A 23,715-nucleotide genomic window follows, 5' to 3' on the forward strand; every position below is an offset into this window, starting at 1 on the left:
AGGCGGTCCGTACCCTCGCCGACCAGGGCGTGACCACGTTCCTGGAACTCGGCCCGACCCCGCACCTGACCTCGGCAGTCAACGACATCCTCGACACGACCGCCTGCGTGCCCACCCTCCGCCCCGACGACCGCGAAGCGCGCGCCCTGTTGACCGGTGTCGCCACTCTCCACACCCGCGGCTCCAGCCTCGACTGGCCCGCGCTCCTGCCGGGCGGCAAGCACGTCGACCTCCCCACCTATGCCTTCCAGCACCAGCCGTACTGGCTGGACACGGCACCCCGGACGTTCGACGTGACGTCCGCAGGGCTCTCGGCGCCCGAACACCCCTTGCTGCAGAGCAAGCTCGACCTGCCGGGCTCGGGCGGGGCCGTGTTCACCGGGGTGATCTCCAGGAAGTCCCAGCCGTGGCTGTGCGACCACTCCATCGCGGGTACGGTCCTCATGCCCGGCACCGGTTTCGTCGAGCTCAGCCTGCACGCCGCGCAGGAGACCGGGTACGCCGGCGTCGACGAGCTCATCATCGAGGCGCCCCTCGTCATCCCCGAGCACGGTGCGGTCCAACTCCAGGTCGCCGTACAGGCGGACGGGGGCCTGACCGTCCACTCACGGTCCGAGGGGGACGACCCCGGAATTCCCTGGACCCGCCACGCGAGCGGCACCCTCACGACCACGGCGGAGCCCGCGGACTTCGACCTGGCCGTCTGGCCGCCCAAGGACGCCCGGCCCCTCTCCCTCGACGCGGCGTACGAGGCGGTCGCCGCGGCCGGGTACCACTACGGGCCCGTGTTCCGGGGGCTCACGGCCGCGTGGACACGCGGTGACGAGGTCTTCGCGGAGGCCGCGCTGCCCGAGGAACACCACGAGCAAGCCGCCCGCTACGGCATCCACCCCGCGCTGCTGGACACCGCCTTCCACGCGTCGATGCTCCACGGCGACCACGAAGGAGGGGAGGGGCGGACGGTGCTGCCGTTCGCGTGGAACGGAGTCACCCTGCACGCGGCCGGCACCCCGCACATCCGCGTCCGTGTGGTCCGGTCCGGCAGCGGTGCCACCACGGCCCAGCTCGCGGACTGCACCGGCGCCCCCGTGGTCAGCATCCGGTCCGTCGTCGCCCGACCCGCGGCCACCGACCGGCTCGCCGCGCCCGCCCCGGGCGCCGAGTCCCTCTACCGCGTCGAGTGGCACAAGGCCGTCACTCACCCCACGAAGGAGGAACCGGCCACCGTACGTGTCAGCGGCGCGCACGACATCGCCGAACTCGTGGCGGCGTCGGCCGACGGATCGCCCGTACCCGAGCTGATCGTCCTCGACGTCGCCCGCGCGGCAGCGGAGAACGACGGTGGTACGGAAGGCCCGGCAGCCGTACACGCGCTCACCTCGCACGTCCTGTCCGTCGTGCAGACGTGGCTCGCGGAGCCCGCTCTCGACGGCACCCGGCTGCTCGCCCTCACCCGGGGCGCCGTCGCCGTCGACGCCCACGACCCCGTCAACGACCTGGCCGCCGCGGCCGTGTGGGGCCTGCTGCGGGCTGCCCAGTCGGAGCACCCGGGCCGGGTCGTCCTGGTCGACGTGGACGACGAGTCGGTCGACCAGGTGCCGGCCGCGTTGTCGAACGGAGAACCCCAACTCGCCCTGCGCGGCGGTACCGCGTACGTCCCCCGGTTCGTCCGGGGTGCCACGGACGCCGGGGCCGGCCGCACCGGCGGCGAGCGGGACACGACACCGAGGACCCTCGATCCGGACGGCACTGTCCTCGTCACCGGCGGCACAGGCTCCCTCGGGGCACTCGTCGCCCGCCGGCTGGTCACCGAACACGGCGTCCGCCACCTCGTCCTGACCAGCCGCAGCGGGCCCAACGCCCCCGGAGCCCCCGAACTCGAGGCCGAGCTGACCGCACTGGGCGCATACGTCCGCGTCGAGGCCTGCGACGTCACCGACCGCGCCGCGCTCGCCGCGCTGCTGGACACCATCGCGCAGAGCGCGCCGCTCACGGCCGTCGTCCACACGGCGGGTGTGCTCGACGACGGTGTGCTCACCGCTCTCACCGCGGAGCGGCTGTCGACCGTCCTGCGGCCGAAAGTCGACGCGGCCTGGCACCTCCACGAGCTCACCAAGGACCTGGACCTGGCCGCGTTCGTGCTGTTCTCGTCCGTGTCCGGGCTCATGGGCGGCGCCGGGCAGGGCAACTACGCCGCAGCCAACGCCTACCTCAACGCCCTCGCCCACCGTCGACGCACGGAGGGCCGGGCCGCGCTCACCCTGGCGTGGGGACTGTGGGACCAGGCCGGCGGGATGACGTCCGGGCTCACCGAGACCGACCGCAAGCGGCTGTCACGCGGCGGACTCGCGCCGCTCGGCCCGGACGAGGGCCTCGCCCTGTTCGACGCGGCGCTGGCCGACGCGGCACTGCGCGGGGGTGACACCCTCGCCGTGCCCGTACGGCTCGACTACACGGCCCTGCGCGCGCAGGCGGCCGACGGGACGCTCCCGCACCTGCTGCACGGGCTCGTCCGGCGCGTCCGCCGGGCCGCGACCGCGCCCCTCACCGGGACGGAGGTCGAGGAACCCCTCGCGGCCCGGCTGGCCGGGCTGTCGGCCGACGAGCAGGAAGAGATCCTGCAGGCGCTGATCAGGAGCACCGCCGCCCAGGTCCTCGGACTGCCCGCCGCGGAGAGCTTCCCCGCCGACGCGTTCTTCTTCGAGGCGGGCTTCGACTCGCTGACCGCCGTGGAACTGAGGAACCGGCTGAGCGAGGCCACCGCCGTACGGCTGTCGTCGACGTTCGTGTTCGACCACCCGACCCCGCAACTGCTCGCCGAGCAGCTGCGGCTGGAACTCACCACACAGGAGGCATAGGCGTGTTCGACGTGGATCGGTACCTGCGGACCCTGGGTCACGCGGGACCGGCGACGGCCACCCTGGAGACGCTCACCCGGCTGCACCGCGGGCATCTGGAGGCCATCCCCTACGACAACGGCCATGTCGCCGAGCTCGACCTGGACAACATCGCCGTCCTCGACGTCGACGAGACGTTCGAGACGGTGGTGTGCGGCAGGCGCGGCGGAATCTGCACCCAGCTCAACGGCATGTTCCGGCGGCTGCTCGCGGAGCTGGGCTTCGAGACGGACCTCATCGCGGCCAGCACACTGTTCCCCGGCAACGTGTTCGGTCCGCCGATCGAGCACATGCTCGTCCGGGTCCGGCTCGACGGTGACGACTGGCTGGCCGACGTCGGGTTCGGCGGGCTGTCCTTCGTCGAGCCCCTGCGGGTGTGCGACGAGGTGCAGACGCAGGACGGCACCGACTACCAGCTGGTGCGCGAGGGCGAGTACCACGTGCTGCGGTACCGCAACCGTGACGCGGACTGGCGGACCTCGTACCGGTTCGTGCCGAAGCCGCGCACGGTGGACGAATGGGAGGGCGCGTTCGACGCCATGGTCGGGCCGGACGCACCCCGGGGAGCGGTCGAACCGATCATCCGGAGGCGGCGCCTGGTCGGTGATGAACAGCTCACCCAGACCGGCAAGTTGTGCTCGACCGTGCGGGACGGGCGGGAGCGGATCGCGCACGCCATGGTGCACCGCGACGAGCACGAGAGGGTCGTGGCTGCCATCACGGCCCCCGCCAACCCTGGGCAAGACCTTTCTTGCAAAAGAAAGGACCAAGAAACAATGGATGTTCGGTGATCGCTTTGTCAAAAGGGTTAGGAAAGCATTAAGACACAGCGACAGTGTGCGCTTCTGCACGGCGCGGGCTCATAGGCTCGTGGGTGTGGAACAAAGCTGCGATAGCAGCCTTCAAAGGTGTTTCTGCGTGTAAGGAAGAGTCGGCGCACGGTTCCGGTCTCAGCAATGTCCTTCAGGCCAGGGTCGCGCGAAGCGGCCTCCTCGGCTCGCTCATCGAGCGCACGGACGCCGTGGCCGAACTCAACCGGCTCCTGGCCGACGCCGAGGCGGGCCACTCCAGGCTTGCCGTCATCCAGGGCGCCCGTGGTACGGGCAAGAGCCGACTGGTCCACGACTACCTCGACGCGGTCTCGGGGCCGGGTGTCCGCACCGTCGCCATGACAGCCTTACCGGACGACGCCGAGGTGCCCTTCGGGGTGCTGAGGCAGGTCGGCGTCGGCACCCCGCTGCCCACCCCGCTGTGCGACCGGCGGGAGGCGTGGCCCGAGGAGGAGGCGGCGGCGGACGCGCACCGTGTCGCCAGGGAGATCACCGCACTGGCCGAGCACGAGGTCCTGGTGATCTCGGTCGACGACATCCACTACGTCGATCCCGAGTCCCTGGACTACATCGTCCACGTCATGTCCCGGCTGAGGTCCGCCCGCGTCCTCGGGATCGTGACCCACGACGCGGGCCGCGGTCCCGCGGTACAGCGGCTCCTCCCGCTGTACCGCACGCCCGGTCTCGGACACATCACCCTGCACCCACTGTCCCTGGACGGGGTGGCCAGGCTCGCCGCCCGCCACCTCGGCGACACCACCGCGTACCCGCACACGGCGGAACTCTTCCTCCGCAGCGGCGGCAACCCGCTGGTCCTGCAGTCCCTCCTGCTCGGCCGGGGCGAGGCGGAGGGCGACACCGTGTCGATACCCGGCGGTGGCCGCGAGGCCGCCACGCACGGCGACCGCGTCGCCGCACCACAGGACGAGAGTCTGCCGGCCTCCGAGGCGGCGGCCCTGCACGTACGGATGGCCGAGTGCATGTTCGAAGGTGGGGCGCCGGCCCGGTGCATCGCGAAACATCTCCTCAGCGCCGCCTGGTCGGACGCCCCCTGGGCCGTGGCCAACCTCCGAGCCGCGGCGCGGGACGCGGTCCGGGAAGGGCATCTGTCCCAGGCCCTGCGCTACCTCGACCTGGCGCTCGGCGGCACCACCGACGCGCGGGAACGCGCCGCCCTCCGTGCCACCGCCGCCCGGCTCGAATGGTGCCACTCACCCGCCTCCGCCGCCCGTCATCTCGCCGCCCAGCAGGCCGACTTCTTCGCGGGGCACCTCGGGAACACGGAAGTGAGCGACCTTGTCTGGCGGCTGGCCTGGTACGGGCAGGTGGACGACGCGGTGGCGGTGCTCGCGGCGCTGCCCGGCACGCACCCGCAGCACCGGGACCTCGCCGACTGGCTGGGGGCCGTGTACCCGGAGCACGCCGTATCCATCGAAGCACCACCACCACCGACGCCGCGGTCGGACGGCGAGGAGACCGGCGATCCGTGCTTGGCGCTCGCCGCCGACCTGGTCCGCATCCTGGCGACCGGCCCCGACCGGCAGGCGGCCTCCGCTGCCGAACTCGCCCTCCAGACCGGCTGCCTCGACGCGGACTCGGTGTGGAGCGGTGTGGTCGCGCAGACGGCGGTCGTGGTGCTCATCCAGGCCGACCGCCTGGACACCGCCCAGGCATGGTGCGACAAACTGCTCGGCGACACGGCGCTCGACGGCACCGGCCTCACCTGGCGTGCCGTGTTCACCGCGCTGCGCGGCGAAGTGGCCCTGCTCCGGGGCGACCTCACCACCGCGCATGACGACGCGCGCCGCGCGCTCGACCTCGTTCCGCCCCAGGGATGGGGCGCCACGATCGGCCAGCCCCTGGGGTGCGCCGTCCGCGCGGCCATCCGGCTCGGCAGGATCGGCGACGCCGACGCGTACATGAAAACCGGGGTACCGGACGCGATGCTGCAGAGCCGCTACGGGCTCTGCTACCTGTACGCGCGCGGCGAGCACCGCCTCGCGACCGGCCGGGGACACGCCGCACTGGCCGACTTCCGCGCCTGTGAGGCGCTGCCCACGCGCCTGGGCCCCGGCCTCACCGGACGCGTGCCCTGGCAACTCGGCGCCGCTGCCGCGTGGTTGCAGCAGGGCGACAGGAAGGAGGCCCGGCTGCTGCTGCGGCCCCTGCTCGACCGCCACACGCTGAGCGGAAGGGACCGAGGCGCCGCCCTTCGGCTGCTCGGCCGTGCCACCCGCCCCGAGCGCGGCGTCCATCTGCTCGCCCAGGCAGTGGAGACCCTGGAGGACTACGGGGACAAGTACGAGCTGGCCGCCGCCCTGGCCAACCTCAGCGAGGTGCACGAGCGGCTCGGCAACCAGCGCGCGGCACGGGACACCGCCCGCAGGGCCTGGCTGTTCGCGAGGGAGGCGGGCGCGCTGTGGCTGTGCCGCCTGATGATCCCCGAGGGCGCACCACCGGAGCCGTCCCCGGGCCGGGCCGCGGCGCTGACCGAACAGGAACGCCGGGTGGCCGCCCTCGCCGCGGTCGGCTCCACCAACCGGGAGATCTCCGAACGCCTGCACATCACGGCGAGCACGGTCGAGCAACACCTGACCCGCGTCTACCGCAAGTTAGACGTCAGCGGGCGCCGTGAACTGCCCCCGTGGCTTGCGGCGGACAATGGCGCCGGGCCGAGGTGAGGCGGTAGCGGGTGCCGTTCGGACCACCTCGCGTCCCGAGCCGAGCTGGTCCGAACGGCACCCCCTCGCGGTCACGAGCCCGTCGATGCGTCCTGACCTCCGCGAGCCGCCCGCTCGACGAGCGCCGCGATCTCCCTGAGGTGCGGCGCCAGGAAGAAGTGCCCGCCGCGATACGTCCGCACATCGCACCGCGCCGTCGTGTGCGTCCGCCACGCGGCGGCCTCCTCGGCCGTCACCTTGGGATCCCGGTCGCCGGTCAGCACGGTGATCGGGCAGGACAACGGCTCGCCCGGATGGTGCCGGTAGGTCTCGGCGGCCTTGTAGTCGCTGCGTATCGCGGGGAGCGTCATCCGGACCAGCTCCTCGTCCGGTATCTCCATGTCGTCGCCGGCCAGCCGGAACACCTCGGCGATCAGGGCGTCGTCGTCCAGCAGGTACGTCGACTCCTCGCGGTGCGTGGAGGGCGCCCGGCGGCCCGACGCGAACAGCTCCAGCGGTACGACACCCCGTCGCCGCAGTCGTGTCGCCACCTCGAACGCGACCGTCGCCCCCATGCTGTGCCCGAACAGCACCAGCGGCCGGTCGAGCCACGGCACCAACTCGTCCACCACGAGGTCCGCGAGCTTGCCCAGTTCGTCCACACACGGCTCGGCACGCCGGTCCTGCCGCCCCGGATACTGGACGGCCAGGACCTCCGACGACGGCGCGAGCGCCCGTGACAACGGAAAGTAGAAACTGGCCGAGCCTCCGGCATGCGGCAGGCAGACGACACGCGCCGCCGCCCCCTCAGCCGGATGAAACCTGCGAATCCATGGTGATCCTGCCGACATGACCGCCCTCACTCCCGGGTGCAACCGCGTCAGCCTTCACCAAGACCACCGTCCGCCGCCAGCGGATCGGACCGAATTCTCGGGTGGTTAGGGGGGTGTTCAAGGGACGGCGTCCGAAACCGCCAGCGATATAGGGCGGTGTTGCGGAGGGCGGCGTGAATCACCGGCACATAGGGGTCTATTAAGGGGGGTGCAAGGGCTTGAGTAATGCGAACCTGGCGGATGTACCCACTCGGTGGAAAGCGGCGGAGACAGTGCGGTCCCCGTTGCCGCCGAGCGTCGGTGAGCTCGTTTTGTGAATGTCTGGGCAGGTGGCACATGAAACTGGTCGAGCGGGACGGAAGCGTCTTGCGGCTCCGTACCTTCTTCGAGGAGTGCGCGAGAGGGCAGGGACAGCACGTCCTGCTCGACGGTCCCCCGGGCAGCGGCCGGACCGGGCTCCTGCTCGACCTCGTCCGGTACGCCGAGCAGTCCGGCGCGCTCGTGCTGCGCGCCGAAGCGACACCCGTCGAGAAGACCCTCCCCTTCGGTGTACTGACCCAGCTGTTCGACAGCCCCGGAGTGCCCGCGGACATGAACGCCCTGCTGGCCGCCCTGTCGGGGCTGCCGGACACCCCCGAGAGCCACAACGAGATCCACCACGCGTTCCGCCGCCTCGTCGGTGACGGCCACCCGATGGTGATAGCCGTCGACGACCTCTCTGCCGGCGACGAGCCCTCGTTGCGCTGCCTCTCCCATCTCGCCCGCAGGATGAAGGCGCTTCCCATCCTGCTGCTGGTCACCGACCACGCCGAGACCCACGGCACCCAACCGGTGCTGTGCGCCGAGCTGTACCGGCAGCCGGCCTTCCACCGCATCCCCGTCAGGCCGCTCACCCGCGAGGGCGTACACCGGCTGCTGGCCGCTGAACTGGGCGAGCACGCCGCCGACCGGTTCGCCGCCGACTTCGGCGATCTCAGCGGCGGCAACCTGCGGCTGCTGCACGCGCTGATCCACGACGCACGGGCTGGGAGCGCTCCCCATCAGGCCTACGCCCGCGAGCTGCTGCGGTGTGTACGCCGCGGGGAACCCGAAGTCCTCGCCGTCGCCCGCGCCCTCGCCGTCCTCGGGGACAGCGCCCGTCCCCAGCACATCGCCCGCCTCACCGGTCTGGGCACCGGCACCATCACCGGCACCCTCGACACACTGACCACGGCCGGACTTCTCGACGGCACCCGCTTCCGGCACCCCACCGCCGCCCGCGCGATCATCGACGACCTGCCGGTCGACCAGGCGGGCGACCTGCACCGCCGGGCCGCCGAACTGCTCCACCAGGACGGCGCGCCCGCCACTGTCGTCGCGGACCGGCTCGCCCGCGCCGGGGAGGCCCAGGAGAGCTGGGAATGCGACGTGCTGCGCGAGGCCGCCCGCCAACTCCTCGCCGAAGGCAGGGCACGCGAGGCCGTCGACCACCTGACGATGGCCGAGGGATCCTGCCGAGAACCCACCCTGCGCGCGACCGTCCGGGCCGAACTGGCCGACGCCCAGTGGCAGGTCAACCCGTTCGCCGCGGCCGGGCACCTCGCACCGTCGGTCGCCGCCGTGCTCGCCGACCGGCTCGGCACCCGCGAGTGGACCGACGTCGTACGCCGCCTCGCCTGGCACGGCCGGGCCGACGAACTGGCCCGCGTTCTCACCCATCTGAAAAGCCGCCAGATCGTCGCCGAGAAAGAGGAGTTCCGCGACCTGTCGACCTGGCTGGCCTGCACCCACCCGGGCCTCGTCCACCCCACCCAGCCCCGGGTGACGGCCGACACCAGGCGCTTCACCACCGAACCCTCCCTCTCGGCCGCCGCCGAGGTCGCCGGGCACCTCATCAGCGGACTCGGCCGGGACTCCCTGCCCCGCATCCACGGCATCATCGGCGACTTCCGCTGGTCCGGCGACTCACCCTGGGGCGGCGAGGCCTGCCTGCTGGCCCTGCTGGCGCAACTCTACGGCGGGCAGGCCCAGCAGGCGCTGGACTGGTGCGACAAGCTCCTCGCCGACCCGCGCTGCGCAAACACCCCCGCCTGGCAGGCGGCCCTCACCGCCGCCCGCGCGGAGGCCTGTCTGCGCCTGGGCCACCTGGTCCAGGCCGCCGAACAGGCCGAGGAGGCGCTGTCCCTCATCACCCCGGAGAGCTGGGGTGTCGTCATCGGCCTGCCGCTGGGCACCGCGATCACCGCCGCCGTCCGCATCGGCAGGCTCGAACTCGCCGCACGCCACGTCAACCGGCCCGTGCCCGACGCGCTGCTCCAGACCCGCTACGGACTTCACTATCTGCACGCCCGCGGCGAGTACGCGTCCGCCGCGGGCCGCCACCGGGCCGCGCTCGCCGACTTTCTGCTGTGCGGCGAGCGCATCCGGGCCTGGGGACTGGGCGGCGCCCAGATCGTTCCCTGGTGCACCAGCGCCGCGGAGGCCTGGCTACGGCTCGGCAACCGCGACCAGGCCAAGTGGCTGCTCGACGAACACCTCGCACGGCTCGGCGGCGGTGACTCCCCGCACCGCGGCCTCGCGCTGCGCGTGGCCGCCGCGCTCGGCCCGGCGGGCCGCCGTACGAAACTGCTCGGCGAGGCCGCCGACATCCTGAGCCGGCACGGCGGCCGGTACGAACTCGCCCTCGTGCTCACCGAACTGGCCGACGCGCACACCACGGCGGGCGAACGCCGCAGCGCCCAGCGCGTCGTCCGCCGTGCCTGGCACGTCGCCAAGTCCTGCGGCGCCGAGCGGCTCTGCGAGCAACTGCTGCCCGAGGGCAACCCCGCACAGCTGGAGCGGTCCGCGGCCACCTCACTGACCATGGCCGAGCGCAGGGTCGCCGGGCTGGCGGTCGTCGGGTACACCAACCGGGAGATCGCCGCCATGCTTCACGTCACCCCCAGTACCGTCGAACAGCACCTGACCCGTGTCTTCCGCAAACTCGATGTCAGGCGCCGGGAGGACCTGCCCGCCGAACTCCACGCCCGCCATCCGGACACCCGCCTGGTCGGCTGACCACCACCGAGCCACCCTCGTCACCGCACCCCCCGGCCCCAGGAGCACCCGTGCAGAGCGACACGAGAGACAACAGCAGTGAACGCGGCAAGAGCAGCGAGCACAGCAGGAGCGACCAGGGCGGCGGACCCGGCCGCGTCCGCGTCGAGCTGGGCGAGCGCTCCTACGACGTGCACATCGGCGCCGGCGTCCGCCACCGGCTCGCCGAAACAGTGGCCGAACTGGGCGCGGGCAGGGCCGTGATCGTCTCGGCGCGCCCCGCCGACCTCGTCCCCGACCCCGGCGTCCCGTACCGGCTGATCGAGACGCGGGACGGGGAACCGCACAAGACGCTGGCCACGGTCGGCGAACTGTGCCGCCGGTTCGCCGACGCCGGCCTGACCCGAGGCGACGTCGTCGTCTCGTGCGGCGGCGGCACCACCACCGACACCGTCGGTCTGGCCGCCGCGCTCTACCACCGGGGCGTCCCCGTGATCCACCTGCCGACCTCCCTGCTCGCCCAGGTGGACGCCAGCACCGGCGGCAAGACCGCCGTCAACCTGCCCGAGGGCAAGAACCTGGTCGGTACGTACTGGCAGCCCAAGGCGGTGCTCTGCGACACCGACCACCTCGCCACCCTGCCCGAGCGCGAATGGCGCAACGGCTACGGCGAGATCGCCCGCTGCCACTTCATCGGCGCCGGCGACCTGCGCGGCCGTACCACCGTCGAACAGATCACGGCGAGCGTGCGGCGCAAGGCCGAGATCGTCTCGGCCGACGAACGCGACACCGGACCGCGCCACCTGCTCAACTACGGCCACACCCTGGCCCACGCGCTGGAGACGGAGACCGGCTTCGACCTCCGCCACGGCGAGGCCGTCGCCATCGGCACGGCCTTCGTGGGGCGGCTCGCGGGCGCCCTCGGCCGCATCGACCAGGCCCGGACGGACGAACACCTCGCGGTCGTACGGCACTACGGGCTGCCCTGGCGACTTCCGGGCTCGGCGGACATCGACCGCCTCATCGCCCTGATGCGGCTCGACAAGAAGGCCGCGGGCACCGCGCCCGGCCGGCTCGCCTTCGTCCTCGACGGCCCGGACGGCGCCGAACTCGTGCCCGACGTGCCGGAGGAGGCGGTGAAGGACTGCCTGGCCGGCATGGACCGCGACTGAGCCGTGCGCCGGCCCGGCTTCCTCGGGGATGCTCGGCTCACCTCGGCGGGGCCTCACCAGTCGCGTGGTGACGGCCTTGTGTGGAGACCGCGTCCGAAGAAGGACAGGGGAGCCACGACAGGCACGGCCTGGACCCCGGCATCAGCGTGAACCGCTTCGCCGCAGGACCTGGTCGACGCCGACCGCGACGACGACGAGGGTCCCGGTCGCGACATCCTGGTAGAGACTGTCGATGCCCGCCTGAGTGAGGCCGGAGCGGAGCACAATGACGATGAGGGCCCCGATCAGCGTGCCGATGATGCTGCCCCGGCCGCCGAACAAGCTGGTGCCGCCGAGCACGACGGCGGTGATGCTCTCCAGGTTGGCCGTCTGGTAGGCGTTCGGGTCGGCGTTGGCGATCCGGCCGAGGGCCTGCCAGGCGGCGATGCCGTAGAGGAATCCGGCGGTGACGTAGACCGAGAGGACCGTGCTCCACACGTTGATGCCGGTCAGGCGGGCGGACTCGGGTGCGTCGCCGACGGCGTAGACGTGCCGGCCCCAGGCGGTGTTGGCGAATACGTACCAAAACAGCCCGTAGAGGCCCACGAGCAGGAACGTCCCCCAGGTGAGGCGCATCGCTCCGAGCTGGATGCCGTACCCCCAGAACAGGAGCAGATCAGAGGTCACCTGATAGCTGCGCGAATCGGAGTAGAGCCTGCTCACCGCGAAAACGACGGTCAGGGCGCCCAGGGTCACGATGAAGGGGGGCAAGCCCAGCCGGGCGACGAGCAGGCCGTTCACCAGTCCCAGGAACGTCGCCACGGCCAGGCCGAGAAGCAGAGCCCCCCCGGGGTTGCCACCTTCGAAGGCGAGTTTGGCCATGACGATCGTGCCGAGGACCGCGATGGCGCCGTTCGAGAGGTCGATGCCGGCGGTGAGGATGATCAGGGACTGGCCCAGTGCCAGAGTGCCGATCACGATGGACTGCTGGAGCACCAGCGAGAGGTTCTGCGACGTCAGGAACGTATCCGTGATGATCGAGAAGACCACCACGGCAATGACCAGAGCAGTGAGAGGGCCGATGGCCGGCGTGCGCAGGGCGTACCGGAGTCTCTCCCGGAGCCGGGCGTGCCGTTCACTGCCGACGGCGTGGCCGGTGACAGATGTTCTCATCGGTCAGCCTGATCCCCTTCGACCGCTCGACGTCGGTACGTCATCCCCAGCAACGCTTCAGTCCCCAGTCCGTATTCTGAGACGCCAGTCCGTCCACCGGCTTGTCGGTGATGAGCACGGTGCCCGTGTCAGAGAGTCCGTGCGGCTTCTTGCCGCTCTTGGCGTACTCGATGACCGCGTCGACGCCTCGCGTGGCCATCCTGACCGGGAACTGCATGACCGTGGCCGCGTACTTACCGGACCGGACGTCGCGGACGCCGTCGCACCCACCGTCGATGGAGCCGATGGTCACCTTCTGGGTGAGGCCGCGGGCCGCCATGGCCGCGGAGGCGCCGCCCGCCACCGGCTCGTTGATCGTGTAGACCGTGTTGATGTCGCTCGTGCGCTCCAGAAGGTTCTCCGTCGCAGCCTGTGCCGGATTGCGTTCTCCATTGGTGTTCGCCTGTCCGCGAATCGCCGGGGAGTCGCTCGCGATGCCGAAGCCCTTGAGGAACCCCTCGTGACGCTGCTCGCTGACGGTGGAGTCGTCAGTGCCGTCGAGCATGATCACCTTGGGCGGCCGACCGGCGAGAGCGGCCCTGAGGTAGGCGCCCTGGAGGCGTCCCGCCTCGACGTTGTCCGTCGCGTAGGTGGCGTCGGTCGCGCTCGGCGGCTCGGTGGTGGAGTCCAGCGCGATCACCACAATGCCCTGCCGACGGGCCTCCGCGATGGTGCTCAGGAGCCCCGTGCCGTTCGAGGGGGTGATGAGGATGCCCTTCACACCGCTGGAGATGAGACTCTCCATCGCGGCGACCTGGCCCTCGTTGTCCCCGTCGAACCGGCCGGCCAGGGCGATGAGCTCGGCGTCGTTCTCCGTCGCCGCCGCCGCGGCGGCCTCGCGCAGAGTTACGAAGTAGGGATTGGTCTCGGTCTTGGTCACCAGGCCGATCTTGACCTTCCCTGACCCCGCGCCACCGCTGTCGCTCTGCCCCCCGCCGCATCCGGCGGCCCCGAGAAGGAGACCGCCCGCCATGAGGAGCGCCGCTCCCCGTCGGCACCGCCACTGACATGCGCGCTCGCGGCTCGAACGGTCGTGTGTCATGGTCACGCCCTCCTCTGGCCGGTCCAACGCCCCACGATCCCCATCTCTGCCTCATGTGTCGAGATTATTCTGAAAGGTAACGTAAGCGTGCTTTGGCCTACCGTTGGCCACGGGGCGGATTTCCGCCGAGACCTTGCACTCTCAGCGCCGCCGCACGGAGGAGGCGAGGTACGCGTGACCGGTTCGCCGCTGCTCGCACTGCATGGCATCTCCAAACGGTTCGGTGCCGTGCAGGCCCTCAAGGACGTCGAGCTGGAGGTCCACGCGGGCGAGGTCGTCGCCCTTCTGGGGGACAACGGCGCCGGCAAGTCCACTCTCGTCAGGATCATCGCGGGCGTCGCAGCGGCCGACGCCGGCGTCATCGAGTGGGAGGGCCGGGCGGTGCAGATCAGGACCCCTCAGGTCGCCCAACACCTCGGTATCGCGACCGTGTACCAGAACCTGGCACTGTGTGACGGCCTCGATGTGGCCGAGAACCTCTTTCTCGGCCGGGAGCGGAGACGTCCCGGTGTCCTGGGCCGCCTCTTGCGGCACATGGACAAGAACAGCATGCGCGAGGAGGCACGTCGGCAGTTGGACACACTGGGCATTCGCGTCCCCGACGTGCGCACCCCCGTTGCCGCGCTGTCGGCGGGCCAGCGGCAGACGGTCGCGATCTCTCGGGCGCTCCTGGGCAAACCGAAGGCCGTCCTACTCGACGAGCCCACCGCGACACTCGGCGCACAGCAGGCGGGCCATGTCCTCGACATGGTCGACGAGCTCCGCGAACAGGGGGTCGGGGTGATCCTCATCAGTCACAACATGGGCGACGTCAAGGCCGTCGCGGACCGGGCCGCGGTGCTGCGGCTCGGCTGCAACAACGGCTTCTTCCATGTGTCGACCGCATCTCAGGACCGGATCATCTCCTCCATCACAGGGATCTCGAGCAGCCCCTGACCCGCGCAGGATCCGCAACCCCGCGCGGGACCGGAAAGCCGGTGCCGAACTTGTTTCCCACCCGGTTCCCTCATCACTCCGGGCCGGTGGAGCTCGAGCGTGGGCAGGGACGCGGGCCCCTTCGAGACCAGTCCTGCCTCACCCGCTTGGCCCACTCGCGCCGCCGACGCCGCACCGAGCGTGCGCTCGCCCGATGGCCCTCGGTCATCACCACCGAGATCGTCTCGTTCGACCGCCCGGTCTCGGCCGCTCATCATTCTGAGCGGTGCGGTCGAACACCAGGTTGCCGTGCCGGTCCCCGCGTGCGGCGGCGACCAGGGCGTAGTCGGTGGTGATCGACTCCTCCGGCACGTACTCCTCGCCGCCGAAGCTACGGACCTCCGTCGGTGGGGAGGCCAGTGCTACGGCGCCGGGCGCGTCGTAGCGCCAGGGAATGCCACCGTCGGCGATCGGAGTGCCGACCCCGGCCGGGGTGTGGAAGGCGGGAATGCCGCACGTGCCGGCCCGCAGCCGCTCGGCCAGAGTTCCTTGTCCGTCCCGCCCCAGGTCAGCTCGATGAACGCGCCGCGCTGACGCTGCTGCGGGCCGGAGATCGTGCCGGACCGAACAGATCCCCGGTGCGCGCCGAGGCGCCGACGTGACATCTGAGGTGCTTCTGCCGCCGTGCACCGGCGAGGAGTCTGCGTGGACGGGAACCTGACGCGACGGGCATCGCGGGGCTGCTCCGGCGATGCCCGTCGCGCAGTGGGACAAGGTGCCCCGGCAGAATCCGTCTGTGCAGCTCGTGCCGATCAATGCCGTTTCCTGGCTCGCATTCCCTGATGTGCTCTTGGGGCCCGCTCACCAGAGGGCGCCCTGCTCGGCTGACGGGCTGGGCGTCGGAGGTGTCGCGGTCAGGTGCACGCGCGGCGTCTTTCATCTTCTCCAGTCCCAGCTCGTGCTGGGCTGGTCACTCCTCGCGGCGGGCGATCACCCGGAAGGCGTTGGAGAAGCGGCTGCGGCGGATCAGTGGGGCGAGGAGCCGGTCCAGGGCGTACATCGGGAAGCAGAACGGTATGCCCGCCCGGAAGACCGTCTTCGTGACCGCGGCGCCGAGACGGCCCGGGGGCTCGGGCAGCCAGGGCTCGTCGCGGAACGGCAGCAGCCGCAGCACGTACAGCCCTACGAGCGCGGTGAAGTCCACGGGGATGTGGGACTCCTCACGGTCCGTCGCCACCACCGTGAAGCCCAGCTCGGTGAGGGCCCGGCGCAGGTTCCTCATGGTCACGAAGTGCTGGTGCTGAGGCTGGAACCACGGCAGCCAGTACCGGCCGAAGAGGCGGCCGAAGGGCGACTCTGGGTTGGGTACCTCGATGATCAGGTGGCCGCCGGGGCGGAGCACGGTGTGAACCGCGGCCAGTTGGGCCCCCGGGTCCGTGGTGTGCTCCAGGCAGTGGAACATGCTCACCGCGTCGTACTGGCCGGCGAGTTCGTCCGCGAGGTCGGGGAGAAAGCCCTGGTAGGCCCGCTCGATGCGCCCCGACTGCTGCGCCCCGAGCACATGGGCGCCGATGTCGAGCCCGTCGAAGGCGGTGCCGGGCAGTGCTTCCTTGGCCGCCAGGCAGAAGTCACCGCCCGCCGTGCCGACGTCCAGCCAGCGTTTCGGCTGGGCGTGCCGCCGCATGGCCACGGCCCGGTCGCGGTTGCGTTTCCTCGCGGCGTCGCTGTCCAGGGCGCCGCCGATCTTCTCGGCGTACAGGCCGTCGTAGAAGTCCCGGTAGTAGAAGTCCAGTCCGGCGGCGCTGAGCTGCGGGTTCTGGAAGGTGTGTCCGCAGTCGCGGCACTGGTCCAGGGTGAAGGTGCCGGGCTTTCGCTGCAGGTGGTCCTTGGTGCGCAGACGGCGACGCAGCTGCCGCGCGCCGCACCAGGGGCAGTCGGTGCGGCGCGGCTCGAAGAACCGGTCTATGCCGTCGGCCAGCTCTGCCTGGTACGCGGGGCGCAGGCGGGCGACGCGTTCGGCGTCGGAACCAGGGGGCGGTGGGGCGGGTGGGGCGGGTGTGTCGGGGGTGTCAGGGGGCTGGTTCGTGGTGGCCATGTCCGTGGTCTCCTCTCGTTCCACTCTTCGGCACAGCGGTCGCCCTGCCGATCGGTCGCTCACCGCTCCCGTGACTCCTGCGGCTCCCGTGACTCCTGCGGCGCCCGTGACTCCTGCGGCGCCCGTGACTCCTGCGGCGCCCGGGGCTTCTGTGCCGCGAACTTCTCCAGGTACGCAGCCGCGGCCGCCGCCCCGCCCGCCGCACGGAAGGAGTCCCCGACGCGCCGGGCCGCCGCGCGGTAGGCGGGCCCGTCGAGTACGGCGTCGAGGGCGGCACCGATCCGTCGGCGGTCGGCGCGCCCGAAGCGCACCCGCACTCCGGCGCCGGCGCCGGTGACCTGGGCGGCGATCAGTGGCTGGTCGTCCCGGATGGGCGCGACCACCAGCGGTACGCCGTGCCACAGACACTCGGCGACGGTGTTCTGCCCGGCGTGGCTGACCATCGCGGACGCCCGGCGCAGGAGCGGCAGTTGGGGGATCCGGGGCAGCACCAGGAGGTCGGCGTCGGACTCTTGGTCGAGTACCCCTCCGGGGTCGGCGAGTACCGCCTGCAGCCGCCGCCCGCGCTCCCGCGCGGCGGCCGCGCACTCGGCGAGGAAACGCGCCCCCAGGTCGGTGTTGGCAGTGCCGAGTGAGACCAGGACGGTGGCCCGGTGCTCGTCGAGCCAGTCCCAGGGGAAATCGGCGGCCGGGCGCCCGGTGAACGCCGGACCGACGTACCGCAGCTGCGGCAGCTGAGGGCCCGGGCCCGCGAGTTCGGGGGTGGTGAAGGAGAGCACCAGGTCGGGGGAGAAGCGCGGATCGTGGGTGCGCCCCGGGTCGCCGAGGCGGGCGCGCAGCTCCGCGACGAGCCCGGCGGTCCACTGAGCCACCTTCGGCATGCCGTCCAGGGCGTCGCTGAACTCCGCCGGGGTGGTCGACGCGGTGGCGTACGGCACCCCGAGGCGCTCGGCGACGAGGGCACCGGCGAGGGTCTGCTGGTCGGCGACGACGACATCGGGCCGGAACCCCTCGACCGCGCGGCGCACACCGGGCGCCATCGCCCCGGCGAGCGGCACGAGGAACTCCTCCCACAGGAAGCGCAAGGCTGCGGCACCGCGCAGGGCAGCCGGACGTTCCGGGAGCGTGGGCACGTCGCACGGGTACACCTCGGCGTCGGGCCCGGCCAGTTCCCCGACGAACCCGGGCAGTCCGGCCCAGGCGGCCCGGTGCCCGCATCTGGTCAGCTCGGCGGCCACGCTGACCGCCGGGTTGACGTGCCCGACCAGGGGCGGCACGACGAACAGAAAGCGGCTCACGGCGCGACCAGCTCCCGGTGGCCGTCCCGTAGCCAGTCGAGCAGCAGCGGGACGACCGTCTCGGGGGTGCCGACGAGCACGGAGTGCCCGTGCCCGGGCACCGTCACGGTGCGGCAGCGGGGCAGCAGCGATTCCAGCCAGGGTGCCGTGTCGGCCAGGTCGGAGGTAGCGCCGTACACCGCGCAGACCGGCACGTGCAGGCTCTGCCAGGACTCCTCGGCGGGGACGGGGCAGGACGCGATGTCCTCGGCGATGGAGGTGCCGTGCAGCAGCCGGGTGGCCCAGCGCACCAGGCGGGCCTCGTGGCGGCCGTAGGTCTCCTCGATCCACGGCAGGGTGCGCTCGTCGTGGAGCTGGTGGGCGGAGCCGGCCAGGATGCCGCTCATCTTCTTTGCCCAGGCGGCGGTCGGAGGCTCGGACTCGAGCATCAGGATGCCGGCGACCCGCTCCGGGCGGCGCAGCGCGTAGGCGAGGGCGACGGTGCCGCCGAAGGAGTTGCCGATCAGGTGGACGGGCCCTTCCAGGGCGAGGGCGTCGAGGAGCGCGTCCAGGTCGCCGCTGAAGTCCTCGATGCCGTAGCCGCGCGGGGGGCGGGAGCTGCGGCCGTGGCCGCGCTGGTCGTACATCACGACGTCGTGTCCGGCTGCGGCGAGCGCGGGCGCGATGGTGAAGTAGTAGCTGGTCAGGTTGTCGGTCGCGATGCCGTGCACGAGGACGACCGTCTGGGGCGGGCCCGGTGCCGGGATGGGTGCGCCGTTCAGCCGCTCCACGTTCAGCCGGATCCCGCCCGCCTCGATCGTGGTCACCGCAGGCATCCCGCGATGTACTGCACGAGTTGTCCGACGGTCAGTCCGATGATGTCGGAGAGTTCGAGCGAGGCGAACCAGGCGGGGAAGTCGACCCGGTCGCCGTAGCGCCCGCCCAGCTCGGCGGTGAGCGTGACCAGGTCGATGGACTCCAGGTCGAGGTCCTCCACGAAGCGGGTGTCGGAGGTGATCGGGGTGTCGTCCAGTTCGAGGTCGTCGAGGACCGTGCGCAGAGCGTCGGTGATCTCGGCGAGGACCGCGGCGTACGCGGGGCCGGTGGTGGTGGGGCTGGTCATGATGGGCTCTCCTCGGTCCAAGCGACGGCGTAGGTACGGGTGGGCAGCCCCGGCGGGTTGGTCACATCGGCGAGCCGGATGCGCCGCAGTCGGCCGGAGGGCGCCCGGACCGTGAGGGCACGGGCGCCGTCTTCGACCTCGACCGCCGTGAAGTCCCGCGGTCGGCCGCCCAGTCCGGTGCCCTCGGCCTTGGCCGCGGCTTCCTTGGCGGCCCAGAACCGGGTCAGCGGGCCGGGGCCGCCGCCGAGCCCGGTGAAGAGCGCCCGCTCGGCTGGGGCGAGGACGGCGTCGTAGGTCGTTTCGGGGCGCTCGACGATCTCCTCGATGTCGATGCCGGTGCCGGTGCCAGGGCTGTCGGCGGCGGGGTGGACGAGTGCGACGGCGGCCTCCCGGCAGTGCGCCAGCGACAGCTCCAGAGGCGGGAGTTCTCTGCCGTGTACGCCCTCGGGGCGCGGTCTGCCGCCAGGGTCGTTGGCGACCCGTATCTCGGCGGGGAAGACGGGGCCCGCGCCGTGCGCCCACAGGTGGCGGCGTACGGCGTCCTTGGCGGCGATACGGCCGAGCAGCCACTGGCGCCGGCCGCGCGGGGGGTGCCCGGCGTACTGCTCGCGCTCAGGGCCCGCGAGCTGGCTGCGCATGTATATCTCGCGGGATGCGGGGTCGGGCCAGCGTTCGAAGACCAGCTGCCAACCGCCCTCCTGGGTGACCGACAGAGTGTTGTGCTCGGGCCATCGTTTGACCGGATCGACCTCGGGCGGCGAGTCGAAGCGCCGGTCCCGCCAGCCACGGATCTCGGCCCAGACCTCGCCGTCGCGGGCGAGCTGCGCGTCAGCCACCAGGGCGGTGTCCGTCACGGTGGTGACCCTGATGTGGCAGTCGAGTGCGGTGCCCTGTTCCGGTGGCGGGCCGTGGAAACGGATCTCCTCGACGCCCGTCGGGAAGACGATGGTGCGGTCGGAGTGCGTGGCCATCAGCCAGTAGCCCAGCAGCTGACCGACGTTGTCGAGGAGCGCGCCGGGCGCGGACGGGGTGGTCAGGACACCGCGGACGTGCCGCTCGCCGAGCGCTCCGATCTCGGTGATGCCGCGGAACCGTGGCCCGTGGAACATCCAGCGGTCGTCGTACATCTGCCGCGCGGACACAGCCGGACGGCTCTCCGGGGCGTCCGGCCGCCACGGCCGTGGGCGGGGCGCGGTGTCGTGCCCGTGGGCGGTCTCGACCGTGGCGCGGGCCTGGCGCCCGAACTCCACGGCGTAACGCCCCTGTCCCTCGGGCCGGACCGTGACCGTGGCCTCGGTGGGCGGGGCGGCGACGGTCCACTGCAGGAACCGGGCGTCGTGCACGGCCACGGCCCTCCCTGGGCCGGGCACGGCGTCGATCATGTGCTGCACCAGGGTGGTGGCGGGCACCACGGGCCAGCGGTCGGCGATCTCGGGCCAGTGCGCGGGCTGCCGGAAGAAACAGTGGTCGGCGAGGTACGGCATGGTGTCGAGTGCGATGCGCAGGGTGATGGCGCAGGGGGTGACGGCAGGCGGCGGCACCGCCCTGGTCGCCGCGGGCCCGGGGGGCGGCGCCGCGGGCGCGGTGCGGCGCGGGGCCGCTGCCGCGGCGAACAGTTCCGCCAGTTCCGCTGCCGTGTCCGCCGTCTCGCCGAGCAGCGAGCGCAGTTCGGCCGCCACGGGGCTCCGCGCGGCCACGGCCGCGAGCCGGTCCATCCCGGGTGCGGGTGCCGCGCGCAGGGTGCTGCGGAGCCGGTCCCGGGTGGCGGCGTCGAGCGAGACCAGCCCGGAGCCGAGGGTGAGGGGGACGACGGTGACGGGGGCGGGGACGGGGACGGCTCGCGGGCTCTCCGCGGCCGTACGGACGGTCTCCGCCGCAGGGTCGGTCTCCGCCGTACGGGCAGGCGCCGCCGTCGACCGAGGCATGGCCCCCGCGCGCAGCGCCGCGAAGTCCGGCTCGGCACCGTGCGACCAGAGTCCGGCCGCCACCCGGTACAGCTGCGAAAGCCCGCTGTGCCGGGGCGTGTTGGCGCTGAGCGTCAGGCACGCGCGGCTGGTGAGGGTGTCGTCCACGAGAGCCGGCAGCTGGCCCTGGCCCAGCTGTACGAAGGCCCGGAACCCGGCGTCGTACAGGGCCGTGGTGAGCTGCCGGAAGCGGACCGGTTCGAGCAGGTGGCGCACGAAGAGCGCGCGCGCTGCGGCCTCGTCGGCCGGGAAGGGCGCGGCGGTCGTGGCGGACCAGACGGGCACCCGGGGCGGGTGCAGCGTGAAGCCGCGCGCGGCCTTCTCGATGGAGGTGAGGTACGGGGCGAGCATCGGCGTGTGGAAGCCGGACTCGAAGGGCAGCAGCCGACCGAGCACTCCCGCGCCGCGCAGCCGCCCGATGAGCGCCTCGACCTGGTCGTGAGGCCCGCAGACGACAGTCTGGTGGGGCGCGTTGTCGTGCGAGACGACGACGTCCGGGTACGCCACGAGCTCGGCATCCACCTGGTCCGCACCGGTGCCGAACGCGGCGAAGGCGAGCCCCGGGACGCGCAGCGCGGCCGGGTCGAAGTCCCGCAGGAAGGCGTCGACCTCGGCGTCCGCGTACATCCCGGCGACCGCCATCGCCGTCCACTCCCCCACACTGTGCCCGGCCAGCGCGTCCGGCCGGACGCCGATCCGGGCGAGCGCTCCGGCGAGCAGCCGGCCGAGGCCGACGACGGCCGCGCCGTGCCGGGCGACGTCGCCCACGCGGGCGTCCGGCCAGTGCGGCGTCGGCAGGTCGAAGTGGCGGGCGACGTCCTCGGCCCGCGGTTCGAACTCGGCCTCCAGCCCTGGGCAGAGGAAGGCGATCTTCCCGCCGCCCATGCCGAGCACCGGCCGCGGCGCGCACCAGACGTCGCTCCGGCCGCCCCATGTCCGGGCGCGGGCGACTGCCTTGCGGGCCAGGGCGAGGCGGCGGTCGGTGGGGTCCAGGACGGCGACGCGGGCGCCTCCGGCTCCCCTCGCTCCGCCCTCGGCGGCGGCCGCGCGCAGCTCGGTGTCGTCGGCGTCGAGCAGTTCGGCGAGGTCCTGCGGGGTCGCGGCGGCGAGCCGCAACAGCCGGGGCGGCTCGGCCACTTCGGCACGGCCCGAGGAGGCAGCAGGCCCGGCGCCCGGGCCGCCGGGTGCCGGGGCCGCAGGCGCGACGACCGGAGCCGATGCCGGTGCGGGAGCCGACGCCGGGGCAGGCGCCCATGCCGGGGCGGGCACGGGCTCCGGTACCGACTCCAGGACGACGTGGGCGTTGATCCCGCCGAAACCGAAGGCGCTGACCGCGGCACGTCGGACCTCCCCGTCCCAGGTCCGGGCCTGCTGGGCCGGAGCGAAGCGGGTGACGCGGAGCGCCGGGTGCGGGTCGTCGCAGTGCAGGGTCGGCAGGAGCATGCCGTGGTGCACCGCCAGGGCCGCCTTGACGAGGCCCGCCACACCCGCCGCCGGCATCGTGTGGCCGATCATCGACTTCACGGAGCCGATCACGGCGTCGGGCCCGGCGTCCGGGTCCGGCGGCCCGAACACGTCGGCCAGCGCGGCCAGTTCGGCCCGGTCGCCGCCGGGGGTCCCGGTGCCGTGCGCCTCCAGGAGGCCGAGCGACCCCGGTGCCGCCGGGTCGAGCCCCGCTTCCGCCCAGGCGAGCCGGACGGCGCGGGCCTGGCCGCCGGGGTCCGGATTGACCAGGGAGCCGGCCCGTCCGTCGCCGGCCACGCCGACGCCGCGGACCACGGCGTAGATCCGGTCGCCGTCGCGCCGCGCGTCCGCGAGCCGTTTGAGTACGACCACGCCGGTGCCCTCGCCCATCAGCACGCCGTCCGCGTCCCGGTGGAACGGGCGGATTCGTTGGGACGGCGACAGCGCCCGCAGCCGGCTGAAGACGGACCAGATCGTGATGTCGTGGCAGTGGTGTACGCCGCCCGCGAGCATCACGTCACAGCTGCCCGCCGCGAGCGCGCCGACGGCCTGGTCGAGTGCGACGAGCGAGGAGGCGCAGGCCGCGTCCACGGTGTAGGCGGGGCCACGCAGATCGAGCCGGTTGGCGACCCGGGACGCCGCGAAGTTGGGCACCAGGCCGATCACCGACTCGGGGCTCTGCTCCGCGCCGAGCGCGGCCGTGAACGCCATCCGTACCGCGTCGAGCCGCTCGCCGTCAAGCTCGGGCAGTAACTCGTGCAGGGTGCGCACCAGTTGGGCGGACGTACGCATCCGCTGGTCGAGTCGGGCGAGCCCGTCGCTCAGATAACCGCCGCGGCCGAGCACGACACCGACCCGGGAGCGGTCTTCGGGCAGTGCGGCGTCCCCCGCGTCGGCGAGCGCGGCCGCGGCGGTGCGCAGTGCGATCAGCTGGTCGGGTTCGGTGCCGGGCACGGAGTCCGGCATGAGCCCGAAGACGGTCGGGTCGAAGGCGGCGAGCGCGTCGAGCCCGTCGACGAAGCCGCCGCGGCGGCAGTAGACGCCATCGAGGCCGCGCCGTCCGTCCGGGTCGTAGTAGGTGTCCGCGTCCCAGCGGGCCTTGGGCACCTCGGAGATGGCGTCGGCGCCGGTGACGAGGTTGTGCCAGTACGCGGCCAGGTCACAGGCGCCGGGCAGGGTCACCGCCATGCCGACGATGGCGACGGGCTGCCGGTGCCGCGGGGCGGTCGGTCGCATC

At 72.6% G+C, this 23,715-nt stretch carries 14 protein-coding genes and 1 pseudogene; 6 read left to right on the forward strand and 9 right to left on the reverse strand.

All coding sequences use genetic code 11. From position 1 onward, the window contains the following. The 3 genes from SMA5143A_RS24185 to SMA5143A_RS24195 form a co-directional block, all read left to right on the forward strand. The coding region (locus SMA5143A_RS24185) for a type I polyketide synthase (RefSeq protein WP_146193946.1) at window positions 1-2,858 on the forward strand (2,858 nt) is incomplete at its 5' end. A gap of 2 nt (window positions 2,859-2,860) precedes the next feature. Further along, the gene (locus tag SMA5143A_RS24190; RefSeq protein WP_181361990.1) at window positions 2,861-3,688 is read left to right on the forward strand and encodes an arylamine N-acetyltransferase family protein; all 828 of its coding nucleotides are present in this window, start codon (window positions 2,861-2,863) and stop codon (window positions 3,686-3,688) included. A gap of 83 nt (window positions 3,689-3,771) precedes the next feature. Continuing rightward, a complete protein-coding gene (locus SMA5143A_RS24195; protein WP_258193706.1) occupies window positions 3,772-6,408 on the forward strand; it encodes a helix-turn-helix transcriptional regulator in 2,637 nt (878 codons plus the stop codon). 71 nt (window positions 6,409-6,479) lie between these two features. On the opposite strand, the gene SMA5143A_RS24200 is transcribed toward SMA5143A_RS24195, so the two are convergent. Beyond that, a complete protein-coding gene (locus SMA5143A_RS24200) occupies window positions 6,480-7,238 on the reverse strand; it encodes a thioesterase II family protein (RefSeq protein WP_107464957.1) in 759 nt (252 codons plus the stop codon). Window positions 7,239-7,556: 318 nt separating this feature from the next. Here SMA5143A_RS24200 and SMA5143A_RS44595 point away from each other — a divergent pair, with 318 nt between their 5' ends. Together SMA5143A_RS44595 and SMA5143A_RS24210 are read left to right on the forward strand one after the other, a co-directional pair. Next, the gene (locus tag SMA5143A_RS44595) at window positions 7,557-10,256 is read left to right on the forward strand and encodes an AAA family ATPase (RefSeq protein ID WP_181361992.1); all 2,700 of its coding nucleotides are present in this window, start codon (window positions 7,557-7,559) and stop codon (window positions 10,254-10,256) included. A 149-nt stretch (window positions 10,257-10,405) separates the two neighbouring features. Continuing rightward, window positions 10,406-11,407, forward strand: coding sequence for a 3-dehydroquinate synthase family protein (locus SMA5143A_RS24210; protein ID WP_258193724.1), 1,002 nt, complete (start codon window positions 10,406-10,408; stop codon window positions 11,405-11,407). A 141-nt stretch (window positions 11,408-11,548) separates the two neighbouring features. Here the strand turns inward: SMA5143A_RS24210 and SMA5143A_RS24215 are convergent, their stop codons facing one another. After that, the gene (locus SMA5143A_RS24215; protein WP_107464960.1) at window positions 11,549-12,559 is read right to left on the reverse strand and encodes an ABC transporter permease; all 1,011 of its coding nucleotides are present in this window, start codon (window positions 12,557-12,559) and stop codon (window positions 11,549-11,551) included. Between the two features lie 40 nt (window positions 12,560-12,599). Continuing rightward, on the reverse strand, window positions 12,600-13,640 hold the full coding sequence (locus SMA5143A_RS24220; RefSeq protein WP_375136538.1) for a substrate-binding domain-containing protein: 1,041 nt from the start codon (window positions 13,638-13,640) through the stop codon (window positions 12,600-12,602). Window positions 13,641-13,814: 174 nt separating this feature from the next. Here SMA5143A_RS24220 and SMA5143A_RS24225 point away from each other — a divergent pair, with 174 nt between their 5' ends. Then, window positions 13,815-14,576: an ATP-binding cassette domain-containing protein gene (locus tag SMA5143A_RS24225; RefSeq protein WP_107464962.1), complete on the forward strand. Its 762-nt coding sequence runs from the start codon at window positions 13,815-13,817 to the stop codon at window positions 14,574-14,576. A 255-nt stretch (window positions 14,577-14,831) separates the two neighbouring features. On the opposite strand, the pseudogene SMA5143A_RS24230 reads toward SMA5143A_RS24225, so the two are convergent. From SMA5143A_RS24230 to SMA5143A_RS24255, 6 genes and pseudogenes are all read right to left on the reverse strand, one after another. Beyond that, window positions 14,832-15,107: pseudogene (locus tag SMA5143A_RS24230) on the reverse strand (CoA-transferase); the annotation flags it as partial. A 418-nt stretch (window positions 15,108-15,525) separates the two neighbouring features. Beyond that, window positions 15,526-16,650 (reverse strand): class I SAM-dependent methyltransferase, encoded by a 1,125-nt coding sequence (locus SMA5143A_RS24235; protein WP_107464963.1) that lies wholly within the window; start codon window positions 16,648-16,650, stop codon window positions 15,526-15,528. Window positions 16,651-16,709: 59 nt separating this feature from the next. Beyond that, complete coding sequence (locus SMA5143A_RS24240; protein WP_107464964.1) at window positions 16,710-17,948, reverse strand: glycosyltransferase; 1,239 nt, start codon at window positions 17,946-17,948, stop codon at window positions 16,710-16,712. Next, window positions 17,945-18,763, reverse strand: coding sequence for an alpha/beta fold hydrolase (locus SMA5143A_RS24245; RefSeq protein WP_107464965.1), 819 nt, complete (start codon window positions 18,761-18,763; stop codon window positions 17,945-17,947). Before SMA5143A_RS24245 ends, SMA5143A_RS24240 begins: the two co-directional genes overlap by 4 nt. After that, entirely contained in the window at window positions 18,751-19,050 is a 300-nt protein-coding gene (locus SMA5143A_RS24250) for an acyl carrier protein (RefSeq protein ID WP_107464966.1), read from the reverse strand. Before SMA5143A_RS24250 ends, SMA5143A_RS24245 begins: the two co-directional genes overlap by 13 nt. Then, entirely contained in the window at window positions 19,047-23,714 is a 4,668-nt protein-coding gene (locus SMA5143A_RS24255) for a type I polyketide synthase (RefSeq protein ID WP_107464967.1), read from the reverse strand. Before SMA5143A_RS24255 ends, SMA5143A_RS24250 begins: the two co-directional genes overlap by 4 nt. Between the last annotated feature and the right edge of the window lies 1 nt (window position 23,715).

It is taken from the genome of Streptomyces sp. MA5143a (assembly GCF_900290235.1).
In the GTDB taxonomy this organism is placed as follows: Bacteria; Actinomycetota; Actinomycetes; order Streptomycetales; family Streptomycetaceae; genus Streptomyces.